The organism is Streptococcus oralis ATCC 35037 (assembly GCF_900637025.1).
Classification (GTDB): domain Bacteria; phylum Bacillota; class Bacilli; order Lactobacillales; family Streptococcaceae; genus Streptococcus; species Streptococcus oralis.
Map to the genome: position 1 here is coordinate 270,828 of NZ_LR134336.1, position 20,645 is coordinate 291,472.

14 protein-coding genes are annotated in these 20,645 nt (G+C 39.3%); 13 read left to right on the plus strand and 1 reads right to left on the minus strand.

The window, feature by feature from the left end; genetic code table 11:
* Positions 1-10 precede the first annotated feature (10 nt).
* The 11 genes from EL140_RS01455 (at position 11) to rfbB (ending at position 10,717) form a co-directional block, all read left to right on the plus strand.
* Positions 11-976 carry a glycosyltransferase family 2 protein gene (locus tag EL140_RS01455; RefSeq protein ID WP_000626470.1) on the plus strand — a complete coding sequence of 322 codons (966 nt, stop codon included), beginning with the start codon at positions 11-13 and terminating at the stop codon, positions 974-976.
* A 34-nt stretch (positions 977-1,010) separates the two neighbouring features.
* Positions 1,011-1,361, plus strand: coding sequence for a hypothetical protein (locus EL140_RS01460; protein ID WP_000912320.1), 351 nt, complete (start codon positions 1,011-1,013; stop codon positions 1,359-1,361).
* Positions 1,362-1,756: 395 nt separating this feature from the next.
* Positions 1,757-2,932 carry a hypothetical protein gene (locus EL140_RS01465; protein ID WP_000158023.1) on the plus strand — a complete coding sequence of 392 codons (1,176 nt, stop codon included), beginning with the start codon at positions 1,757-1,759 and terminating at the stop codon, positions 2,930-2,932.
* A 47-nt stretch (positions 2,933-2,979) separates the two neighbouring features.
* A complete protein-coding gene (locus EL140_RS01470) occupies positions 2,980-4,395 on the plus strand; it encodes a flippase (protein WP_000866214.1) in 1,416 nt (471 codons plus the stop codon).
* A gap of 1 nt (position 4,396) precedes the next feature.
* Positions 4,397-5,395 (plus strand): acyltransferase, encoded by a 999-nt coding sequence (locus tag EL140_RS01475; RefSeq protein ID WP_001171485.1) that lies wholly within the window; start codon positions 4,397-4,399, stop codon positions 5,393-5,395.
* 12 nt (positions 5,396-5,407) lie between these two features.
* On the plus strand, positions 5,408-6,511 hold the full coding sequence (gene glf, locus EL140_RS01480; RefSeq protein ID WP_000272529.1) for a UDP-galactopyranose mutase: 1,104 nt from the start codon (positions 5,408-5,410) through the stop codon (positions 6,509-6,511).
* Positions 6,512-6,538: 27 nt separating this feature from the next.
* Positions 6,539-7,591, plus strand: a complete 1,053-nt coding sequence (locus EL140_RS01485) for a glycosyltransferase (protein WP_000878653.1) — start codon at positions 6,539-6,541, stop codon at positions 7,589-7,591.
* Between the two features lie 71 nt (positions 7,592-7,662).
* Positions 7,663-8,532, plus strand: coding sequence for a glucose-1-phosphate thymidylyltransferase RfbA (gene rfbA, locus EL140_RS01490; protein ID WP_000676127.1), 870 nt, complete (start codon positions 7,663-7,665; stop codon positions 8,530-8,532).
* On the plus strand, positions 8,533-9,126 hold the full coding sequence (locus tag EL140_RS01495; protein ID WP_000131473.1) for a dTDP-4-dehydrorhamnose 3,5-epimerase family protein: 594 nt from the start codon (positions 8,533-8,535) through the stop codon (positions 9,124-9,126).
* Between the two features lie 3 nt (positions 9,127-9,129).
* Complete coding sequence (locus EL140_RS01500; RefSeq protein WP_000657668.1) at positions 9,130-9,678, plus strand: hypothetical protein; 549 nt, start codon at positions 9,130-9,132, stop codon at positions 9,676-9,678.
* Positions 9,671-10,717 carry a dTDP-glucose 4,6-dehydratase gene (gene rfbB / locus EL140_RS01505; protein WP_000141517.1) on the plus strand — a complete coding sequence of 349 codons (1,047 nt, stop codon included), beginning with the start codon at positions 9,671-9,673 and terminating at the stop codon, positions 10,715-10,717. The genes EL140_RS01500 and rfbB overlap by 8 nt, the downstream gene beginning before the upstream one ends.
* A gap of 60 nt (positions 10,718-10,777) precedes the next feature.
* Here rfbB and rfbD read toward each other — a convergent pair whose 3' ends face one another.
* Positions 10,778-11,632 carry a dTDP-4-dehydrorhamnose reductase gene (gene rfbD / locus EL140_RS01510; RefSeq protein ID WP_000600923.1) on the minus strand — a complete coding sequence of 285 codons (855 nt, stop codon included), beginning with the start codon at positions 11,630-11,632 and terminating at the stop codon, positions 10,778-10,780.
* Positions 11,633-11,869: 237 nt separating this feature from the next.
* On the opposite strand from rfbD, the gene EL140_RS01515 reads away from it, so the two are divergent.
* Positions 11,870-13,852 carry a peptide ABC transporter substrate-binding protein gene (locus EL140_RS01515; RefSeq protein WP_000842595.1) on the plus strand — a complete coding sequence of 661 codons (1,983 nt, stop codon included), beginning with the start codon at positions 11,870-11,872 and terminating at the stop codon, positions 13,850-13,852.
* Between the two features lie 299 nt (positions 13,853-14,151).
* On the plus strand, positions 14,152-20,577 hold the full coding sequence (locus tag EL140_RS01520) for a SpGH101 family endo-alpha-N-acetylgalactosaminidase (protein ID WP_000361141.1): 6,426 nt from the start codon (positions 14,152-14,154) through the stop codon (positions 20,575-20,577).
* Positions 20,578-20,645 lie beyond the last annotated feature (68 nt).

Consider the following 20,645-nt stretch of genomic DNA (forward strand, 5'->3'; position numbering starts at 1 on the left):
AAAAGGAAATATGATTTCGGTAATTGTACCAATTTATAATGTGGAGGAATACCTTCGCTATGCTATGGAAAGTTTGGTAAATCAAACCTATAAAGATTTTGAAGTCATTTTGGTTGACGATGGTTCCACTGATAATTCTGGGGAACTATGCGATCAATATGCAAGTGAGTACGATTGGGTATCAGCCTATCATAAAGTAAATGGTGGCTTGTCTGATGCTAGAAACTATGGTGTGACTAAAGCTAAAGGGGACTGGATTGTTTTCCTAGATCCAGATGACTATTTTGAGCCTTGTGCCCTTGAGCTTTTGATGGAACTCCAAAAACGTACAGGTGCTAGGATTGTTGCAGGCAAAGGTAAGGATGCCTATGATCATGATTCTTATCAAAACTACCAAATAAATGAAGAAACGCTAGCGAAAGCTACCCTTCTTTCTTCTGAAGAAACTTTAGTAGAGATGCTCTATGGTACAGTTGCTACGGTCTCTGCCTGGGCTAAGCTCTTTCCCAGAGATATCGTGGAAAAACACCCATATCCAAAAGGGAAAATCTATGAAGACTTATATGTTATAAGTGACTACTTGAAAGAAGTGGAATCAGTTTGTGTGATTGATTTAGGCATCTATCATTATTATCGTAGACCAAACAGTATTACCTTATCAAACTTCAATAGCAAGCACTATGATTTTTATGATTCTATGGATCATTTGAAAGAAGTTATCCAAAAGGACTATTCTGCCAATACAGAACTTGACGATGCTGTCATCGCCCGTTTGTTCATTGGTAGTCTCCACATTTTCATCTTAATCTCAGATTCTTCCAAAAAGGAAATCCTTCGTATTCAAAGAAAGATTCGGCCTCATCTAGGAAGAGTATTGAAAAATAAGCGGATTAACTTGAAAAATAAGGCGATCTATATAATGTTATCATTGGTTCCGGGTCTGTATTATCGTTTTAAAAAATTAAAAAAAGCCTAAACAAATGAAAGAGGTTAGAGATTAGAAAAAGAAAATGTTAAAGATAGAACGTGACAAACTGTTAGTGGCAGTGGTTCTAACATTGGTGATTTCGATTGATATGATCCAGACCTCAATGTTAGCGCCTATCCTGCCTCAAATCCCCAATATCGTTCCATTTTTCGGAGTGGTCTTGTTAGGGCTACGTTTTCTTTATATTAAGCACTATTCTTTTGCCTTTCTCTTGTTTGCGCCACTTTTATTGATAGCAGGTTGTCACATTTACTATAAGACGGGTAATCTAAATGCTTTAATGTACCTTCTTCTGATTATCTTTCTCTATAGAGTGGAGTTAGAGAGTGTTTTAAAACTATATGTAGGGCTCTTCTGCTATGGGAAAGTATAATCCCAATCGAATGAAATATCAACTGGAAAAATTAGAGAAAGTTGACCAGCTGATGTCAATATGGGGCATTCATGATGAACAATTTGTTGATCAAATAAAACTCGTATTCTAATGAGTAATATTCAAAATATTTCAGCTCAAAAAACACCCCTTCTTTTGAAACGGCAATATTTTGAAGAATTGTGTGTAAACAAAGAAATGGTTATTTTGACAAAAAAATACTCCTTTTATCAATCTTTTCGTTAGATGCTTACTTAATTATAGAATGTATCGTACGTTGATTTTTCTAAAAAAATACAGATTTTAATCAAATGGGTATGTTCAATTCTTGGATATTTGATAATAGAGAGTTGTAAAGTTTTAAATATTTTTAATTAAATGATTGAAAGGGTTGGATGACTATTGTGATGAACAATCGTACTATATCAGAAAAAATTTATTTAATCACCTTATTTATATGGGTTGTTGTCACATCATTAGTCACAACTACTTATTTTATTAGATTGGAGGGCTTTTTATCATTGTATAGGATCCTCCTCTATTTCACAATTGCTATGATTTTGATAAAAGAGTTGGTGAATCTTCCAAGAACCTTGTATCACTTTAGATTTCATTGGAAACAACTGTTAATAGCAGTATTGTTCATTATTTCTATGTTTATAGTTGCAAAAAATCGAGAGGGGTTACTTGATTTAAATGTTCTTTTACTTGTTTTTTCAGCTAGAGATATAGATTTCAGAAAGTTATTAGGAACGTTCTCTTTTGCCACATTTCTAGTCCTTGTTTTGACGATTTTTGCTAGCAACATGGGCGTGATTTCAAATATGATCATGCGTGCAGATAGCGGATATCGTTTTAGTCTAGGGTTTAATTATGTTTCGTTTGCTTCTCAAAGATTATTTTTTGCATTGTGTAGTTATCTAATGTTTCGAGGGAAAAAAATTTCTTACATGGAATTACTGGTCTTACTGTCGGCTACGATTTATATGTACCAACAAACTTCGACAACCAGTCCATTTTATTTAAGTATTTTAATACTTACATATGCGTTGTTTAGTCTGAAAATCATAAAAAAAGACTTTATTATTGGACACTTCTGGATGAAAACAATCGCAAAATATGGTTTTATTTTGGCTTTAATCATTACCTTATATTTCTGTTTTTATTCATCTGGGAATTTATTCCATTTTGTAGATCAATTTACACATAATCGGCTACGGTTAAGTGTAGAGGGCTTCCGCAATTTTGGAGTATCTTGGTTAGGACAACATATTAAATTCACACACTTAGATATTTTCGGGAATTTTACTAGTAATTATAATTTCATAGATAGCTCGTTTGTGCAATTGTTGGTTATTGATGGCTTAATCGTCAGTGCCTTCATGTTGATGACTCTTACTAAAGTTATGAAATATTTCGTAACCATTCGAAAAGATATCGTACTTGCCTGTTTAGGAATCATGATTATCCATGGCATGTTTGACCCTCAAATGTTAGTTCTTCGATATTCTCCATTGATCTTATTTATCAGTCGTTTGTTTATCATGAATTCAGATAATGAAATTGAATAAAGAAGATTAAACGATAATTTAACAGGAAGGCAAAATTTTCTATACTTATGAAAGTGCTTAAAAACTACGCCTACAATCTTTCTTATCAATTGTTGGTGATTATACTTCCGATTATTACGACTCCCTATGTAACACGGGTCTTTTCTTCGGATGATTTAGGGACGTATGGATACTTTAATTCCATTGTCACCTACTTTATTCTCTTAGCGACGTTAGGAGTTGCTAACTATGGTACTAAGGTCATTTCAGGACATCGTAATGAGATTAATAAAAACTTTTGGGGTATCTACTCTCTACAGTTAGGGGCAACAGTTCTTTCTCTGTCCTTATATGCTCTTCTTTGTCTGACCCTTCCCTCTATGCAAAATCCGGTAGCCTACATTCTAGGCTTGAGTTTAGTTTCAAAAGGTTTAGACATTTCCTGGCTCTTTCAAGGGCTAGAAGATTTTCGAAAGATTACTGTTCGAAATATCACAGTTAAACTCGTTGGAGTCATTTCAATCTTCCTCTTTGTCAAATCTGCAAATGACCTATATCTCTATGTTTTTTTGCTAACTATATTTGAACTTTTGGGGCAACTAAGTATGTGGTTACCTGCTAGGGAGTTTATCGGTAGTTCTCATTTTAGCATAGAATATGCTAAGCATCATTTAAAGCCGGTCATATTATTATTCCTTCCTCAAGTAGCTATTTCTTTGTACATTACGCTGGATCGTACCATGCTTGGAGCCTTAGCTTCTACAAAAGATGTAGGAATTTATGACCAGGCCCTAAAATTAGTAAATATCCTTCTGACCTTGGTAACTTCCTTGGGAAGCGTTATGTTGCCTCGTGTCGCACATTTGTTAGCGACAGGTGATCACAAAGCGGTTAACAAAATGCATGAGATGTCCTTCCTCATTTATAATCTAGTGATTTTCCCAATGATGGCAGGAATTTTAATAGTCAATGATGATTTTGTTAGATTTTTCCTTGGGCAGGATTTTCAGGATGCACGTCATGCAATTGCTATTATGATTTTCCGTATGTTCTTTATCGGTTGGACCAATATCATGGGAATTCAGATACTGATACCTCACAATCAAAATAAAGAATTCATGATTTCAACAACAGCTCCCGCAATTATCAGTGTAGGTTTGAACTTACTATTCCTTCCTAAACTTGGATATATCGGAGCAGCCATTGTTTCTGTTTCGACAGAGGCGTTAGTATGGGCGATACAATTATACTTTACCCGTAGATACCTAAAAGAAGTTCCAATTATCGGATCTTTGACAAAAATAGTCCTAGCATCAGCTATCATGTATGGCATTCTGCTAGGTTCAAAAACACTTATACAATTTTCGCCAACTATAAATGTTTTAGTATTTGCAGGACTTGGTGGAATCATTTATCTTTTTGCAATTCTATCTTTGAAAGTGGTAGATGTAAAAGAATTAAAACAAATTATTAGGAAAAACTAGAATGCAAAAAAATCGGAATATCAGCCTAGATTTATTAAAAGTGCTTGCGTGTATTGGGGTCGTTTTACTCCATACGACAATGGGCGGATTTAAAGAGACAGGATCATGGAATCTTTTGGCATATTTATATTATTTAGGTACCTACTCCATTCCCTTGTTTTTTATGGTCAATGGTTATTTATTGTTAGGCAAAAGGGAAATAACTTATCCTTACATACTTCAAAAAGTCAAATGGATTCTAATAACAGTGTCATCATGGAACATGATCGTTTGGCTCTTTAAAAGAGACTTTGCGGTTAATCCAATTAAAAAAATTGTAGGCTCTCTGTTACAAAAAGGGTATTTCTTTCAGTTTTGGTTTTTCGGTGCCTTGATACTGATTTATTTATGTTTGCCTGTTTTGAAAACAGTTATAAATTCAAAAAGAAAATATGTATACATTCTATCTTTATTGGTGGCAATTGGGTTTATAGTTGAATTAGCAAATATTTTCCTTCAGATGCCTATACAAACTCATGTTATGCAAACTTTTAGATTATGGACTTGGTTTTTCTACTATCTTTTAGGTGGTTATATAGCGCAATTCAATATAGACAACCTCAAATATAGATTTAAAAATTGGATGAAAATAGTTAGCATACTCTTAGCATTGATATCACCAATTATATTGTTTTTCTTAGCAAAGAATACATACCATAATCTTTTTGCTGAATATTTTTATGATATTCTATTCGTGAAACTTACAAGCTTAGGAATTTTCCTGACTATATTTTCACTGTCTTTGCATGAAAATGGGAGCAAATGGATTGTTTCTCTCTCTAATCAAACAATGGGAGTTTTCATAATACACACTTATATTATGAAATTGTGGGAAAGGATATTTGGTTTTAATTTTGTAGGAGCATATTTACTTTTTGCTCTATTTACTTTAAGTGTTAGTTTTATTATTGTTGGAATGTTAATGAAGATTCCTTACTTCAATCGAATCGTCAAATTGTAAAAAGGAGAAAAAATGTACGATTATCTTATCGTTGGTGCTGGCTTGTCAGGTGTAATCTTTGCCCACGAAGCTAACAAACGTGGCAAGAAAGTCAAGGTGATTGACAAACGTGACCACATCGGTGGAAATATCTACTGTGAAAATGTTGAGGGTATCAATGTCCACAAGTATGGGGCTCATATCTTCCATACATCCAATAAAAAGGTCTGGGACTATGTCAATCAGTTTGCAGAGTTTAACAATTACATCAATTCCCCTATCGCCAACTATCAAGGGCATCTTTACAATCTGCCTTTTAACATGAACACTTTCTACGCCTTGTGGGGAACAAAGACACCTCAAGAAGTCAAGGACAAGATTGCTGAGCAGACGACTCACATGCAAGATGTTGAGCCAAAAAACTTAGAGGAACAAGCCATTAAGTTGATTGGTATGGATGTCTATGAAAAGCTAATCAAGGGCTATACCGAAAAGCAATGGGGACGTTCCGCTACTGAACTGCCACCCTTTATCATCAAGCGTTTGCCAGTTCGATTGACCTATGATAACAATTATTTCAACGACCGTTACCAAGGAATTCCAATTGGTGGTTACAATGTCATCATCGAAAAGTTGTTGGAAGGAATCGAAGTAGAGCTCAATACCGATTTCTTTGCAAATCGGGAGAACTTGGAGGCTTCAGCAACTAAGCTTGTCTTCACAGGGATGATTGACCAGTTCTTTGACTATAAGTTTGGTGAACTAGAGTATCGCAGTCTCCGTTTTGAGCATGAGATTTTGGACCAAGAAAATCATCAAGGAAATGCCGTAGTCAACTATACTGAACGTGATATTCCCTATACGCGAATCATCGAACACAAACATTTTGAGTTTGGGACTCAGGCCAAGACCGTTATTACTCGTGAATATCCAGCAGATTGGAAGAGAGGAGATGAACCTTACTATCCAATCAATGATGCCAAAAACAATGCTATTTATGAGCAGTATCTAGCAGAAGCCGAGAAAAATGGACGCGTGATCTTCTGTGGTCGCTTGGCAGATTATAAATACTATGATATGCATGTGACTGTTGAACGTGCATTGGATGTGGTAGAAGAAGAACTAGGGAGTATCTAGAAACTTCACAGATAAAGGGGAGAAAAGGTGAAATATTATCTGAAAGATTCATTTCTGCATAATGCACATGAAAAGAATGCAGGGAGTAAGGCACGAAATGACGTGGAAACTATTCTAATCTCAGAGGGTTATGAGGGCTTGGAGCTCAAGGTTGAAAATTGGTATAAGATGAATTTCTTTAAAGCTCAACAACACAAAAATCGTGCGACCAAGTCTGTGTTTGATCAGTTGGGAGCCGGAGATGAATTGGTGATTCAGTTCCCTATTATCCACCATACATTTTTCATCTCACAACTCATCAAGCAGGCGCAAAAGAGAGGAGCAAAATTCTATCTTTTGATCCATGATATTGAAACCTTGCGTCATGCTGCAGGTTCGGAAGTGAAATTTCGTCATAAAGTGCGCAATTACTTCCAGGAAAAGAAAGCTTTGATGTCAGTGGATGGCATTATCGTTCATAACGATATCATGAAGAAAGTTCTGGTAGGTCAAGGAGTGCCAGCAGATAAAATGGTTAGTTTGGAGATTTTTGACTATCTGATTCCTAACTTTGAGGTACAAACTCTTCCTCAAAAAGACCAACCTATTATCGTAGCTGGAAATTTGAACCCTGCAAAGTCAGGTTATCTTTATAACTTGCCAGACCAGCCCGCCTATAACTTGTATGGGGTGGGCTACGATGAAAGTCGTGCATTGAAAAACACTAGCTACTTTGGTTCCTTTATGCCAGATGACCTCCCCGCTGCTCTTGAAGGTAGTTTTGGTTTGGTATGGGACGGAGACAGCTCAGAAACCTGCCAAGGTTCTTACGGAAACTATCTACGCTTTAACAACTCGCACAAGGCCTCTCTCTACTTAGCTTCAGGTTTTCCCCTAATAGTCTGGAAAGAGTCGGCTCTCGCACATTTTGTTCTGGATAAACAGTGTGGTCTAGCAGTTGATTCTCTACACGACCTCCAAAAAGTACTAGATGATTTGACACTTCAAGACTACAAGGAACTTTCAGAACAAGCTAGGAAAGTTGGAGCTGCTCTTCGAGACGGAGCCTATTTAAAAGCTGCCTTATCCAAATTGAAGTAAATTCCTTAGGGAATTTGGGACAAAATGAAATATAATATAGGATAGGTAATTAGCCAGAAAGGAAGCCTATTATGAAAGGTATTATTCTTGCGGGTGGTTCGGGAACGCGCCTGTACCCACTTACTCGAGCTGCGTCAAAACAGCTGATGCCGGTTTATGATAAACCCATGATTTACTATCCTTTGTCAACCTTGATGTTGGCAGGGATTAAGGACATTTTGATCATCTCAACACCACAGGATTTACCCCGTTTTAAGGACCTGCTCTTGGATGGTTCCGAATTTGGAATCAAGCTTTCCTATGCGGAACAGCCTAGTCCCGACGGACTTGCTCAGGCTTTTCTTATTGGTGAAGAATTTATCGGCGACGATAGTGTTGCTTTGATCTTGGGGGATAATATCTATCATGGACCTGGTTTGAGCAGAATGCTTCAAAAGGCAGCTAAGAAAGAGAAGGGTGCGACTGTTTTTGGCTACCAAGTGAAGGATCCAGAGCGTTTTGGTGTGGTCGAGTTTGATACAGACATGAATGCTATTTCCATAGAAGAAAAACCGGGGAATCCTCGCTCTAACTATGCAGTGACAGGTCTTTATTTCTATGACAATGACGTTGTGGAGATTGCCAAACAGATAAAACCAAGTGCACGTGGTGAGTTGGAAATCACAGATGTCAACAATGCTTATTTGAAACGTGGAGATCTTTCTGTTGAGGTGATGGGCCGTGGTTTTGCTTGGTTGGATACTGGGACACACGAGAGCTTGTTAGAGGCTTCCCAATATATCGAAACGGTTCAACGAATGCAAAATCTCCAGGTTGCAAATCTGGAAGAAATTGCCTATCGAATGGGTTATATCAGCCGTGAAGATGTACTGGAATTGGCGCAACCTCTTAAGAAGAATGAATACGGACAATACCTGCTCCGTTTGATTGGAGAAATCTAGATGACAGATAATTTTTTCGGCAAAACACTAGCAGTGCGTAAGATTGATGCCATTCCAGGTATGTTAGAGTTTGACATTCCAGTTCATGGAGACAATCGTGGCTGGTTTAAGGAAAATTTTCAGAAAGAAAAGATGCTACCGCTTGGTTTTCCTGAAAGCTTCTTTGCTGAAGGAAAACTGCAAAACAATGTCAGCTTTTCTCGCAAAAATGTTCTTCGAGGTCTCCATGCTGAACCTTGGGACAAGTATATCTCAGTAGCAGATGGTGGCAAGGTTCTGGGTTCTTGGGTTGACCTACGTGAAGGTGAGACTTTTGGAAATGTTTATCAGACCGAGATTGATGCAAGTAAGGGAATCTTTGTCCCTCGTGGCGTAGCCAATGGTTTCCAAGTCCTCTCGGATACAGTTTCTTATAGCTATCTAGTTAATGACTACTGGGCACTTGAACTCAAACCGAAATACGCCTTTGTCAACTATGCAGACCCAGCTTTGGGAATCCAGTGGGAAAACCTAGCAGAGGCAGAAGTTTCGGAAGCAGATAAACATCATCCACTGCTTAAGGATGTCAAACTACTAAGAAAAGAAGATTTGTAAAGTATGAAGGAATTTTTAGAATCTCGAGAATTTAAAAAAATAAAATTACATCTGGGATTATCAATTTTTCTCTTGTCTTTGGTTGCGACTATAAAAGGGGCAGTTAATTCAGGAAATACATTTCAACTTTTGGAATGCTTATCAATTGGTGTGTCAGCATTTTTGATTAGTTTTGTGGGAATGTTTGGAAATGAAAAAAATTTTGATGATTGGAAAGGACTTTTTAATAAAAAAAGTAAGGGGGAAAAAATATTCTTTCTTATAAGCCCAATTGTTTTGTCATTTTTAGTTTTTGTTTTTTATTATTTATTTAATGAAGTTCCTGTTTTTTTTGAATGGTTGAATAAAGCACTTGTTTTACCTCAAGAAGATCATTTGATAATAAATATTACTGATATATTTATATACTTTGTGACTTTAGTATGGAACTTTGTATGTTATATAGTAACTAGTATGATGATTTCAATGGAATTAACATTTATTGGGATAATATTCTTTGATAGAATTTCAGAGTATTATTCACAGATTGGAGAAAAGAAAATCAATGACTGAATACAAAAATATCATCGTGACGGGTGGAGCAGGATTTATCGGTTCTAACTTTGTTCATTATGTTTATAATAACTTTCCAGATGTTCATGTGACAGTACTGGACAAACTGACTTATGCGGGGAATCGTGCCAATATTGAAGAAATTTTAGGTGATCGTGTTGAGTTGGTTGTTGGAGATATTGCTGATGCAGTCTTGGTAGACAAGCTGGCAGCTGAAGCGGATGCTATCGTTCATTATGCGGCAGAAAGTCACAATGACAACTCGCTCAATGATCCGAGTCCCTTTATCCACACCAATTTCATCGGGACCTACACTCTTTTGGAAGCAGCACGTAAATACGACCTTCGTTTCCACCATGTGTCAACTGACGAAGTCTATGGGGATCTCCCTTTGCGTGAAGATTTGCCTGGTCATGGAGAAGGTCCTGGTGAGAAGTTTACGGCTGAAACCAAGTACAATCCAAGCTCGCCTTATTCATCAACTAAAGCAGCTTCAGATATGATTGTCAAAGCTTGGGTGCGCTCATTTGGTGTCAAAGCGACTATTTCTAACTGTTCAAACAACTATGGTCCTTATCAGCACATCGAGAAGTTCATCCCTCGTCAAATCACCAATATCTTGAGTGGTATCAAGCCAAAACTCTACGGTGAAGGTAAGAATGTCCGTGACTGGATCCATACTAATGACCATTCATCAGGGGTTTGGACGATTCTGACAAAGGGTCAAATCGGTGAAACCTACTTGATTGGAGCGGATGGTGAGAAGAACAATAAGGAAGTCCTAGAACTCATCCTCAAGGAAATGGGGCAACCAGCTGATGCTTATGACCATGTGACGGACCGAGCTGGTCACGACCTTCGTTATGCTATTGATGCTAGCAAGCTCCGTGATGAACTAGGGTGGGAGCCAGAGTTTACCAACTTTGAAGCAGGTCTCAAAGAGACCATCAAGTGGTACACAGACAACCAAGACTGGTGGAAATCTGAAAAAGAAGCAGTCGAGGCTAACTATGCCAAGACGCAACAAGTAATTAACTAATCAGATACTAAAAAGCAAGAGACTTTGAGTTCTCTTGCTTTTTATGTATGTCGTAATCTGTTATTTTCTTACTTCTTGTTTATAAAATTCTTTAAGGGCATCTTGCCAGGTTGGAATAACGAAACCTGTCGCCTTCGCTTTGGCTAAACTCATGGTCGAGTTGAGGGGGCGTTTAGCCTTGGCAGGAAACTTGCTGGAGTCTACTGGAACTACTTCAACATCACTGTCTTTAAGAATCTCGACAGCGAAGTCATACCAAGTGGTATCTTCAGTGGAGTCATTTGATAAGTGGTAGTAGCCATACTCTTTTTGATTCTCAGTCAGGTAGGTCATAAACTCAGCCAAGGTACGTGTCCAAGTTGGGCGGCCGTGTTGGTCGTTGACAACAGTGAGAGTTTTATGGGTTTTGGCAAGATTTTGCATGGTAAAGACAAAGTTTTTGCCATAATTTCCAAAGACCCAAGCAGTACGGATGATATAATGTTGTGACGTAAGGCTTTCAACAAGTTCCTCACCCATTCTCTTGGTACGCCCGTACTCTGTCTGCGGACTAGGTAGGTCATCGACTTCCCATTCTTGTCTTACTGGTTTTTTCCCATCAAAGACATAGTCTGTCGAGATATAGACCAGAGTAGCTCCGTATTTCTCAGAGGCCTTGGCTACATTTTCAGTTCCAGTTACGTTGATGGCAAAATCCAGTTCTTTTCCCTCATCTTCTGCCGCATCAACAGCAGTATAAGCTGCACAATGATAGACCAGAGTTGGATTAACCTCGGCAAAGACTTTCTCAACCATTTCAGCATTGGTGATATCCATTTCGACCACATCCACGGCAACATAGTCCACATTTCGTTCATCTAGTAAATAACGTAGTTCGGTACCGAGTTGACCATTTGCACCTGTAATTAATATCATTGTCTTCTCCTTAACTTTTCTTCTATCTAATCATAGCAAAAAAATGATAAAAAATCTGATTTTTGGCCCTTGTTTTGCTGGTTTAAGATATAAAAATATAGTATTAGAGAATAATAATTTTATAATAGAAAACTTATTTTTCAGAATTTACCAAATTAATTCAAAAATTCTGAAAATTATATTGACATGTTTCTGAAAAGGGACTATAATGGGGTGAAAGTTTTAAAGGAGAAAACAATGAAAAGTTCAAAACTACTTGCCCTTGCGGGTGTGACGTTATTGGCAGCTGCGACTCTGGCTGCGTGCTCTGGATCAAGTTCAAATGCTAAAGGTGAGAAAACATTCTCATACATTTACGAAACGGATCCTGATAACCTAAACTATTTGACAACTGGTAAGGCAGCTACAGCAAATATTACGAGCAACGTTATCGATGGTTTGCTTGAAAATGACCGCTACGGTAACTTTGTACCATCTATGGCTGAGAATTGGTCTGTATCTAAGGATGGATTGACTTACACGTATACACTCCGAAAGGATGCAAAATGGTATACATCTGAAGGTGAGGAGTATGCAGAAGTTAAAGCTCAAGACTTTGTAACTGGTCTTAAGTATGCTGCTGATAAGAAATCAGATGGTCTTTACCTGGTTCAGGAATCTATCAAGGGATTGGATGCTTACGTCAAAGGAGAAATTACAGATTTTTCTCAAGTAGGAATCAAAGCTCTTGATGATTATACCGTTCAATACACATTGAACAAGCCAGAAAGTTTCTGGAATTCTAAGACAACAATGGGTGTTCTGGCTCCTGTTAATGAAGAATTTTTGAACTCTAAAGGGGATGACTTTGCTAAAGGTACGGACCCAAGCAGCATTCTCTATAATGGACCATTCTTACTCAAATCAATCGTAGCCAAATCATCAGTCGAGTTCGAAAAGAATCCAAACTATTGGGACAAAGACAATGTCCATCTTGATAAAGTGAAATTATCCTTCTGGGATGGTCAAGATACTAATAAGCCAACTGAAGCTTTCAAAGACGGTAGCTTTACAATGGCTCGCCTCTTCCCAACAAGTGCTAGTTACTCAGAGACTGAAAAAACATTCAAAGACAATATCGTTTATACCCAACAAGATTCTACTACTTATTTAGTAGGCACAAATATCGATCGCCAGTCTTATAAGTACACTTCTAAGACAACAGATGAGGAAAAAGTATCAACCAAGAAGGCACTTTTGAATAAGGACTTCCGTCAAGCTATTGCATTTGGTTTTGACAGAACAGCCTACGCTTCTCAAGTAAATGGTGCAAGCGGGGCTACTAAACTGCTTCGTAACTTATTTGTTCCTCCTACATTTGTACAGGCAGATGGGAAAAACTTTGGGGAATTAGTTAAGGAAAAATTGGTGACCTATGGAGATGAGTGGAGCAACGTAAACTTGGATGATGCCCAAGATGGACTCTACAATCCTGACAAAGCCAAAGCAGAGTTCGCTAAAGCTAAGGCGGCCCTTCAAGCGGAAGGTGTGAAATTCCCAATCCACTTGGATATGCCTGTAGATCAAACCAATACAACAAAAGTTCAACGTGTTCAATCTTTTAAACAGTCAGTTGAAGAAAATCTAGGATCAGATAATGTGGTTATCGACATCCAACAGCTCCAAAAAGATGATGTTCAAAACATTACCTACTTCGCTGAAACTGCGGCTGGAGAAGACTGGGATATCTCAGATAACGTGGGTTGGTCTCCAGACTATATCGATCCATCTACTTATCTTGATATTATCAAGCCTTCTGTAGGAGAAAATACGAAAACATATCTAGGATTTGATTCTGGGACAAACAACGCTGCGGCTAAGCAAGTTGGTTTAGAAGATTACGAAAAAATGGTTGTGGAAGCTGGTGAAGAAACCACTGATGTTTCAAAACGTTATGAGAAATATGCTGCTGCCCAAGCTTGGTTGACAGACAGTGCCTTGCTCATTCCAACAACTTCTCAAACTGGTCGTCCAATGTTGTCTAAGATGGTACCATTTACACTTCCATTTGCATACTCTGGTAACAAGGGTATGAGTGAAGCCCTTTTGTACAAATATCTAGAAGTACAAGATAAGGCAGTGACAACAGAAGAATACCAAAAAGCTCAAGAAAAATGGTTGAAAGAAAAAGAAGAGTCAAATAAAAAGGCCCAAGAAGAACTCGCAAACCATGTGAAATAACTTTAAAAAAGTAAAGGATTTAGCCATTGATATGATGGTTAAGTCCTTTTTTATCTTGGTATAAGTCCCTGAATGATTCCTGAATGATTCCTGAATGATTAGAGATAGGATTTTTCAGAAAAGAGAAAATTTTAGTGAATTTTACCTATTTCCTATTGCTTTCTGCCTTTTTATTTGTTATATTAAAAGTACAATTAATTTTTATTTATAACAGTTAAGCAGAGCACTTTCAGAGAAAGGAGTATTTTTTAAAAAAGAAATGTAAACGCTTACTGGAAAATGAAAGGATTTAGGAGTTCATGGATAAACGATTTTTTGAAAAACGCTGTAAGTTCAGTATTCGTAAGTTTACGCTTGGAGTAGCTTCGGTGATGATTGGAGCGACTTTCTTCGCAGCTAGCCCAGTATTGGCTGATCAAGCAAGAGTTGGTTCAACAGATAATTTGCCGAGTGAACTAGCTGATTTGGATAAGAAGGCTAGTGATGAGGGGCACGATTTTGACAAGGAAGCTGCCGCTCAGAATCCTGGTTCAGCTGAAACTGCTGAAGGCCCTCAAACAGAAGAAGAGTTGTTGGCTCAAGAAAAAGAAAAGTCTGAAAAGCCAAGCAATCTGCCAAAAGAATTAGAAGATAAGTTGGAGAAAGCTGAAGATAATGGGCGTGAAGTTGACCAGGATCAGTTGGCCCAAGATACTGGCAAGCTCGTCCCAGAAGATGTGGCTAAGACTACCAATGGGGAATTAAACTACGGCGCGACTGTTAAGATTAAGACGCCATCAGGAGAAGGTAGCGGTATTGTCGTTGCTAAAGACCTTGTCTTGACGGTTTCTCACAACTTTATCAAGGATAGCCAAGACGGCAATATCCGTAAGGTTGTGGATAATGATCAAGGGGATGGAGATATCTATAGCATCTCATATCCAGGATTGCCAGATGTCAAGTTTAGCAAGAAAGATATCATTCATTGGGATCGTGAAGGCTACCTGAAGGGCTTCAAAAATGATTTGGCCCTTGTGAGATTGCGTACAGTTCTAGAAAATACGCCTGTTGAAGTAACTAAAAAGCCAGTTGTTAAGAAAATTGGAGATAAACTCCATGTCTTTGGTTATCCAGAAGGGAAATTGAATCCGATTGTCAATACTACAGTTGATTTTGCGGAACCATACGGAGAAGGTGTCCAAGGGATTGGTTACCAAGGAGGAAAACCGGGCGCTAGTGGTGGCGGTATCTTTGATACAGAAGGAAAACTGGTCGGTGTGCACCAAAATGGTGTAGTTGGAAAACGGAGCGGCGGCATTCTCTTCTCACCAGCTCAACTAAAATGGATCCAAGACCACATACAGGGAATTTCAAGTGTGAAACCAGCAGACTTGGAAGAGAAAGAAAAACCGGCTGAAGAAAAAACAAAAGAGGATAAACCTGCAGCTGCTAAACCTGAAACACCTAAGACAGTAACTCCTGAATGGCAAACAGTAGCGAATAAAGAGCAACAAGGAACAGTCACTATTCGTGAAGAAAAGGGTGTTCGCTACAATCAGTTGTCGTCGACTGCGCAGAACGACAATGGGGATAAACCAGCCTTGTTTGAAAAACAAGGATTGACAGTTGACGCTAATGGAAATGCGACTGTTGATCTAACTTTCAAAGAAGATTCTGAAAAAGGCAAATCACGTTTTGGTGTCTTCTTGAAATTTAAAGACACCAATAACAATGTTTTTGTAGGATATGACCAAGGTGGCTGGTTCTGGGAATATAAGACACCAGGGAATAGCACATGGTATCAGGGCGGTCGTGTTGCAGCTCCAGTAAATGGATCAGTGAATCATCTGACTATTAGCTTAAAATCAGATGGTCAGCTGAATGCAACAAATAATGATGTAAAACTTTTTGATACAGTTACTTTGCCAGCTGCTGTTAATGAGAATCTTAAAAATGAGAAGAAGATCCTTCTCAAGGCAGGAACTTATAGCAATGACCGTACGATTGTCAGCGTTAAAACAGACAATCAAGAAGGTGTAAAAGCAGATGATACTCCTGCCCAGAAAGAAACAGGTCCTGCCGTTGATGATAGCAAGGTGACTTATGATACGATCCAGTCTAAGGTCCTCAAGGCAGTGATTGACCAAGCCTTTCCTCGTGTCAAGGAATACACCTTGAATGGACATACTTTGCCAGGACAGGTGCAACAGTTCAACCAAGTCTTTATCAATAATCACCGAATCACCCCTGAAGTCACTTATAAGAAAATCAATGAAACAACAGCAGAGTACGTGATGAAGCTTCGCGATGATGCTCACTTAATCAATGCGGAAATGACAGTACGCTTGCAAGTTGTGGATAATCAATTGCACTTTGATGTGATCAAGATTGTCAACCACAATCAAGTCACTCCAGGTCAAAAGATTGATGACGAAAGAAAATTGCTTTCTACGATTAGTTTCCTTGGCAATGCTTTAGTCTCTGTTTCGAGTGACCAAGCTGGTGCTAAGTTTGATGGGGCAACCATGTCAAACAATACCCATGTCAGCGGAGATGATCATATCGATGTAACCAATCCAATGAAGGATTTGGCTAAGGGTTACATGTATGGATTTGTTTCTACAGATAAGCTTGCTGCAGGTGTTTGGAGCAATTCTCAAAACAGCTATGGTGGTGGTTCGAATGACTGGACTCGTTTGACAGCCTATAAAGAAACAGTCGGAAATGCCAACTATGTCGGAATTCATAGCTCTGAATGGCAATGGGAAAAAGCTTATAAGGGCATTGTTTTCCCAGAATACACGAAGGAACTTCCAAGTGCCAAGGTTGTTATCACCGAAGATGCCAATGCTGACAACAAAGTCGACTGGCAAGATGGTGCCATTGCTTATCGTAGCATTATGAACAACCCTCAAGGTTGGGAAAAAGTTAAGGATATCACTGCTTACCGTATCGCGATGAACTTTGGTTCTCAAGCACAAAACCCATTCCTTATGACCTTGGATGGTATCAAGAAGATCAATCTCCACACAGATGGTCTTGGGCAAGGTGTTCTCCTTAAAGGATATGGTAGTGAAGGTCATGACTCTGGACACTTGAACTATGCTGATATTGGTAAACGTATTGGTGGTGTTGAAGACTTCAAGACCTTGATCGAAAAAGCGAAGAAATATGGAGCTCATCTTGGTATCCACGTTAACGCTTCTGAGACTTATCCTGAGTCTAAATACTTTAATGAAAATATTCTTCGTAAGAATCCAGATGGCAGCTACAGCTACGGCTGGAACTGGCTAGACCAAGGTATCAACATTGATGCTGCTTATGACCTAGCACATGGACGCTTGGCTCGCTGGGAAGACTTGAAGAAAAAACTTGGTGATGGTCTCGACTTTATCTATGTGGACGTATGGGGCAATGGTCAATCAGGTGATAACGGTGCTTGGGCTACCCACGTTCTTGCTAAAGAAATCAACAAACAAGGCTGGCGTTTTGCGATTGAGTGGGGTCATGGTGGTGAATACGACTCTACCTTCCAACACTGGGCAGCTGACTTGACCTATGGTGGCTACACTAATAAAGGTATCAACAGCGCCATCACGCGCTTTATCCGTAACCACCAAAAAGATTCTTGGGTTGGGGACTATAGAAGTTACGGTGGTGCAGCCAACTATCCACTTCTAGGCGGCTACAGCATGAAAGACTTTGAAGGTTGGCAGGGAAGAAGTGACTACAATGGCTATGTAACTAACCTCTTTGCCCATGATGTCATGACTAAGTACTTCCAACACTTTACTGTAAGCAAATGGGAAAATGGTACACCAGTTACCATGTCTGATAACGGCAGCACCTATAAATGGACTCCAGAAATGAAGGTTGAGCTAGTCGATGCTGCAGGTAACAAAGTGGTTGTGACTCGTAAGTCAAACGATGTCAATAGCCCGCAATACCGCGAACGTACAGTAACGCTCAACGGACGTGTTATCCAAGATGGTTCAGCTTACTTGACTCCTTGGAACTGGGATGCAAATGGTAAGAAACTTCCTACTGATAAGGAAAAAATGTACTACTTCAATACGCAAGCTGGTGCAACAACTTGGACACTTCCAAGCGATTGGGCAAATAGCAAGGTTTACCTTTACAAGCTAACTGACCAAGGTAAGACAGAAGAGCAAGAACTAACTGTAAAAGATGGCAAGATTACCCTAGACCTTCTAGCAAATCAACCATACGTTCTCTACCGTTCAAAACAAACCAATCCTGAAATGTCATGGAGCGAAGGCATGCATATCTATGACCAAGGATTTAACAGTGGAACCTTGAAACACTGGACCATTTCTGGTGATGCTTCTAAGGCAGAAATTGTCAAATCACAAGGCGCAAATGAAATGCTTCGTATCCAAGGTAATAAGAGCAAGGTCAGTCTTACTCAGAAACTGACTGGCTTGAAACCAAATACCAAGTATGCTGTTTATGTCGGTGTTGATAATCGTAGTAATGCTAAGGCAAGTATCACAGTGAATACTGGCGAAAAAGAAGTGACTACTTATACCAATAAGTCACTCGCTCTCAACTATATCAAAGCTTATGCTCATAACAATCGTCGTGAAAATGCTACAGTTGACGATACAAGTTACTTCCAAAATATGTACGCCTTCTTTACAACTGGATCGGACGTATCAAATGTCACTCTGACATTGAGTCGTGAAGCTGGTGATGAAGCAACATACTTTGATGAAATTCGTACCTTTGAAAACAATTCAAGCATGTACGGAGACAAGCATGATACAGGTAAAGGAACATTTAAACAAGACTTTGAAAATGTAGCTCAAGGGATTTTCCCATTCGTAGTGGGCGGTGTCGAAGGTGTTGAAGACAACCGCACTCACTTGTCTGAAAAACACGATCCATATACACAGCGTGGTTGGAATGGTAAGAAAGTCGATGATGTTATCGAAGGAAATTGGTCACTCAAGACCAATGGACTAGTGAGCCGTCGTAACTTGGTTTACCAAACTATTCCGCAAAACTTCCGCTTTGAAGCTGGTAAGACTTATCGTGTAACCTTTGAATACGAAGCAGGATCAGACAATACCTATGCCTTTGTAGTTGGTAAGGGAGAATTCCAGTCAGGTCGTCGTGGTACTCAAGCAAGCAACTTGGAAATGCATGAATTGCCAAATACTTGGACGGATTCTAAGAAAGCCAAGAAGGCAACCTTCCTCGTGACAGGTGCAGAAACAGGCGATACTTGGGTAGGTATCTACTCAACTGGAAACGCAAGCAATACTCATGGAGATGCTGGCGGAAATGCCAACTTCCGTGGTTACAACGATTTCATGATGGACAATCTTCACATCGAGGAAATTACCCTAACAGGTAAGATGTTGACAGAAAATGCTCTCAAGAACTACTTGCCAACGGTTGCCATGACTAACTACACGAAAGAGTCTATGGATGCTTTGAAAGAGGCGGTCTTTAACCTCAGCCAAGCAGATGATGACATTAGCGTAGAAGAAGCGCGTGCAGAGATTGCTAAGATTGAAGCCTTGAAGAATGCTTTGGTTCAGAAGAAGACAGCCTTGGTAGCAGAAGACTTTGAAAGTTTGGATGCGCCAGCTCAACCAGGTGAAGGTCTAGAGAATGCCTTTGATGGCAATGTTTCTAGCCTATGGCATACATCTTGGAATGGAGGAGATGTAGGCAAGCCTGCAACCATGGTCTTGAAAGAACCTACTGAAATCACAGGACTTCGCTATGTTCCACGTGCATCTGATTCAAATGGAAACTTGCGAGATGTGAAACTGGTTGTCACAGATGAGTCTGGCAAGGAACATACCTTCACAGTGACAGATTGGCCAAATAACAACAAGCCAAAAGACATTGACTTTGGCAAGACAATCAAGGCTAAGAAAATCGTCCTTACTGGTACCAAGACTTACGGAGATGGTGGCGATAAATACCAATCTGCAGCGGAACTTATCTTTACTCGTCCGCAAGTAGCAGAAACACCTCTTGACATGTCTGGCTATGAAGCAGCTTTAGCTAAGGCGCAGAAATTAACAGACAAAGACAATCAAGAGGAAGTAGCTGGAGTTCAGGCGAGCATGAAATATGCGACGGATAACCATCTCTTGACGGAAAGAATGGTTGCCTACTTCGCAGACTATCTCAACCAATTAAAAGATTCTGCTACGAAACCAGACGCTCCTACAAGCAGCAAGGGTGAGGAGCAACCTCCAGTTCTTGAAGTTCCTGAATATACAGGTCCTTACGGAACAGCTGGAGAAGAAGCGGCTGTTCATGACCTACCTGAGTTTAAGGGCGGAGTCAATGCAGCAGAAGCAGTTGTACATGAAGTCCCTGAGTTCAAGGGCGGAGTCAATGCAGTTCAAGCCTTGGTAAACGAATTGCCAGAATACAAAGGTGGAGCCAATTCAGTTCTAGCAGCTGCAAATGAAGTTCCAGAGTATAGAGGTGGAGTCAATGCAGTTGAGGCCTTGGTGAATGAAAAGCCAGCCTACACAGGTGTATTGGCTACAGCTGGAGATCAAGCAGCTCCAACTGTTGAAAAACCTGAGTACCCGCTCACTCCAAGTCCAGTAGCTGATACCAAAACTCCGGGAGCTAAAGATGAAGAAAAACTACCTGCTACAGGGGAGCACAGCTCAGAAGTAGCCCTCTTCTTGGCAAGTGTGAGTATCGCTTTATCTGCTGCTGTTCTTACGACAAAACGAAAAGAAGAGTAATGAGATTTGATTGTAGCAGTTCAAAGCAACTCGAATCAAAAAGGAACAAACAGCCGGAGAGGACCTCT

Excerpts from the sequence above, each read along its gene's own strand:
- glf (WP_000272529.1), top strand. The coding sequence starts at position 5,408 with ATGTACGATTATCTTATCGTTGGTGCTGGCTTGTCAGGTGTAATCTTT.
- EL140_RS01465 (WP_000158023.1), top strand. The coding sequence starts at position 1,757 with ATGACTATTGTGATGAACAATCGTACTATATCAGAAAAAATTTATTTA.
- EL140_RS01460 (WP_000912320.1), top strand. The coding sequence starts at position 1,011 with ATGTTAAAGATAGAACGTGACAAACTGTTAGTGGCAGTGGTTCTAACA.
- EL140_RS01500 (WP_000657668.1), top strand. The coding sequence starts at position 9,130 with ATGAAGGAATTTTTAGAATCTCGAGAATTTAAAAAAATAAAATTACAT.
- rfbB (WP_000141517.1), top strand. The coding sequence starts at position 9,671 with ATGACTGAATACAAAAATATCATCGTGACGGGTGGAGCAGGATTTATC.
- EL140_RS01520 (WP_000361141.1), top strand. The coding sequence starts at position 14,152 with ATGGATAAACGATTTTTTGAAAAACGCTGTAAGTTCAGTATTCGTAAG.
- EL140_RS01455 (WP_000626470.1), top strand. The coding sequence starts at position 11 with ATGATTTCGGTAATTGTACCAATTTATAATGTGGAGGAATACCTTCGC.
- EL140_RS01470 (WP_000866214.1), top strand. The coding sequence starts at position 2,980 with ATGAAAGTGCTTAAAAACTACGCCTACAATCTTTCTTATCAATTGTTG.
- rfbA (WP_000676127.1), top strand. The coding sequence starts at position 7,663 with ATGAAAGGTATTATTCTTGCGGGTGGTTCGGGAACGCGCCTGTACCCA.
- rfbD (WP_000600923.1), bottom strand. The coding sequence starts at position 11,632 with ATGATATTAATTACAGGTGCAAATGGTCAACTCGGTACCGAACTACGT.
- EL140_RS01495 (WP_000131473.1), top strand. The coding sequence starts at position 8,533 with ATGACAGATAATTTTTTCGGCAAAACACTAGCAGTGCGTAAGATTGAT.
- EL140_RS01515 (WP_000842595.1), top strand. The coding sequence starts at position 11,870 with ATGAAAAGTTCAAAACTACTTGCCCTTGCGGGTGTGACGTTATTGGCA.
- EL140_RS01475 (WP_001171485.1), top strand. The coding sequence starts at position 4,397 with ATGCAAAAAAATCGGAATATCAGCCTAGATTTATTAAAAGTGCTTGCG.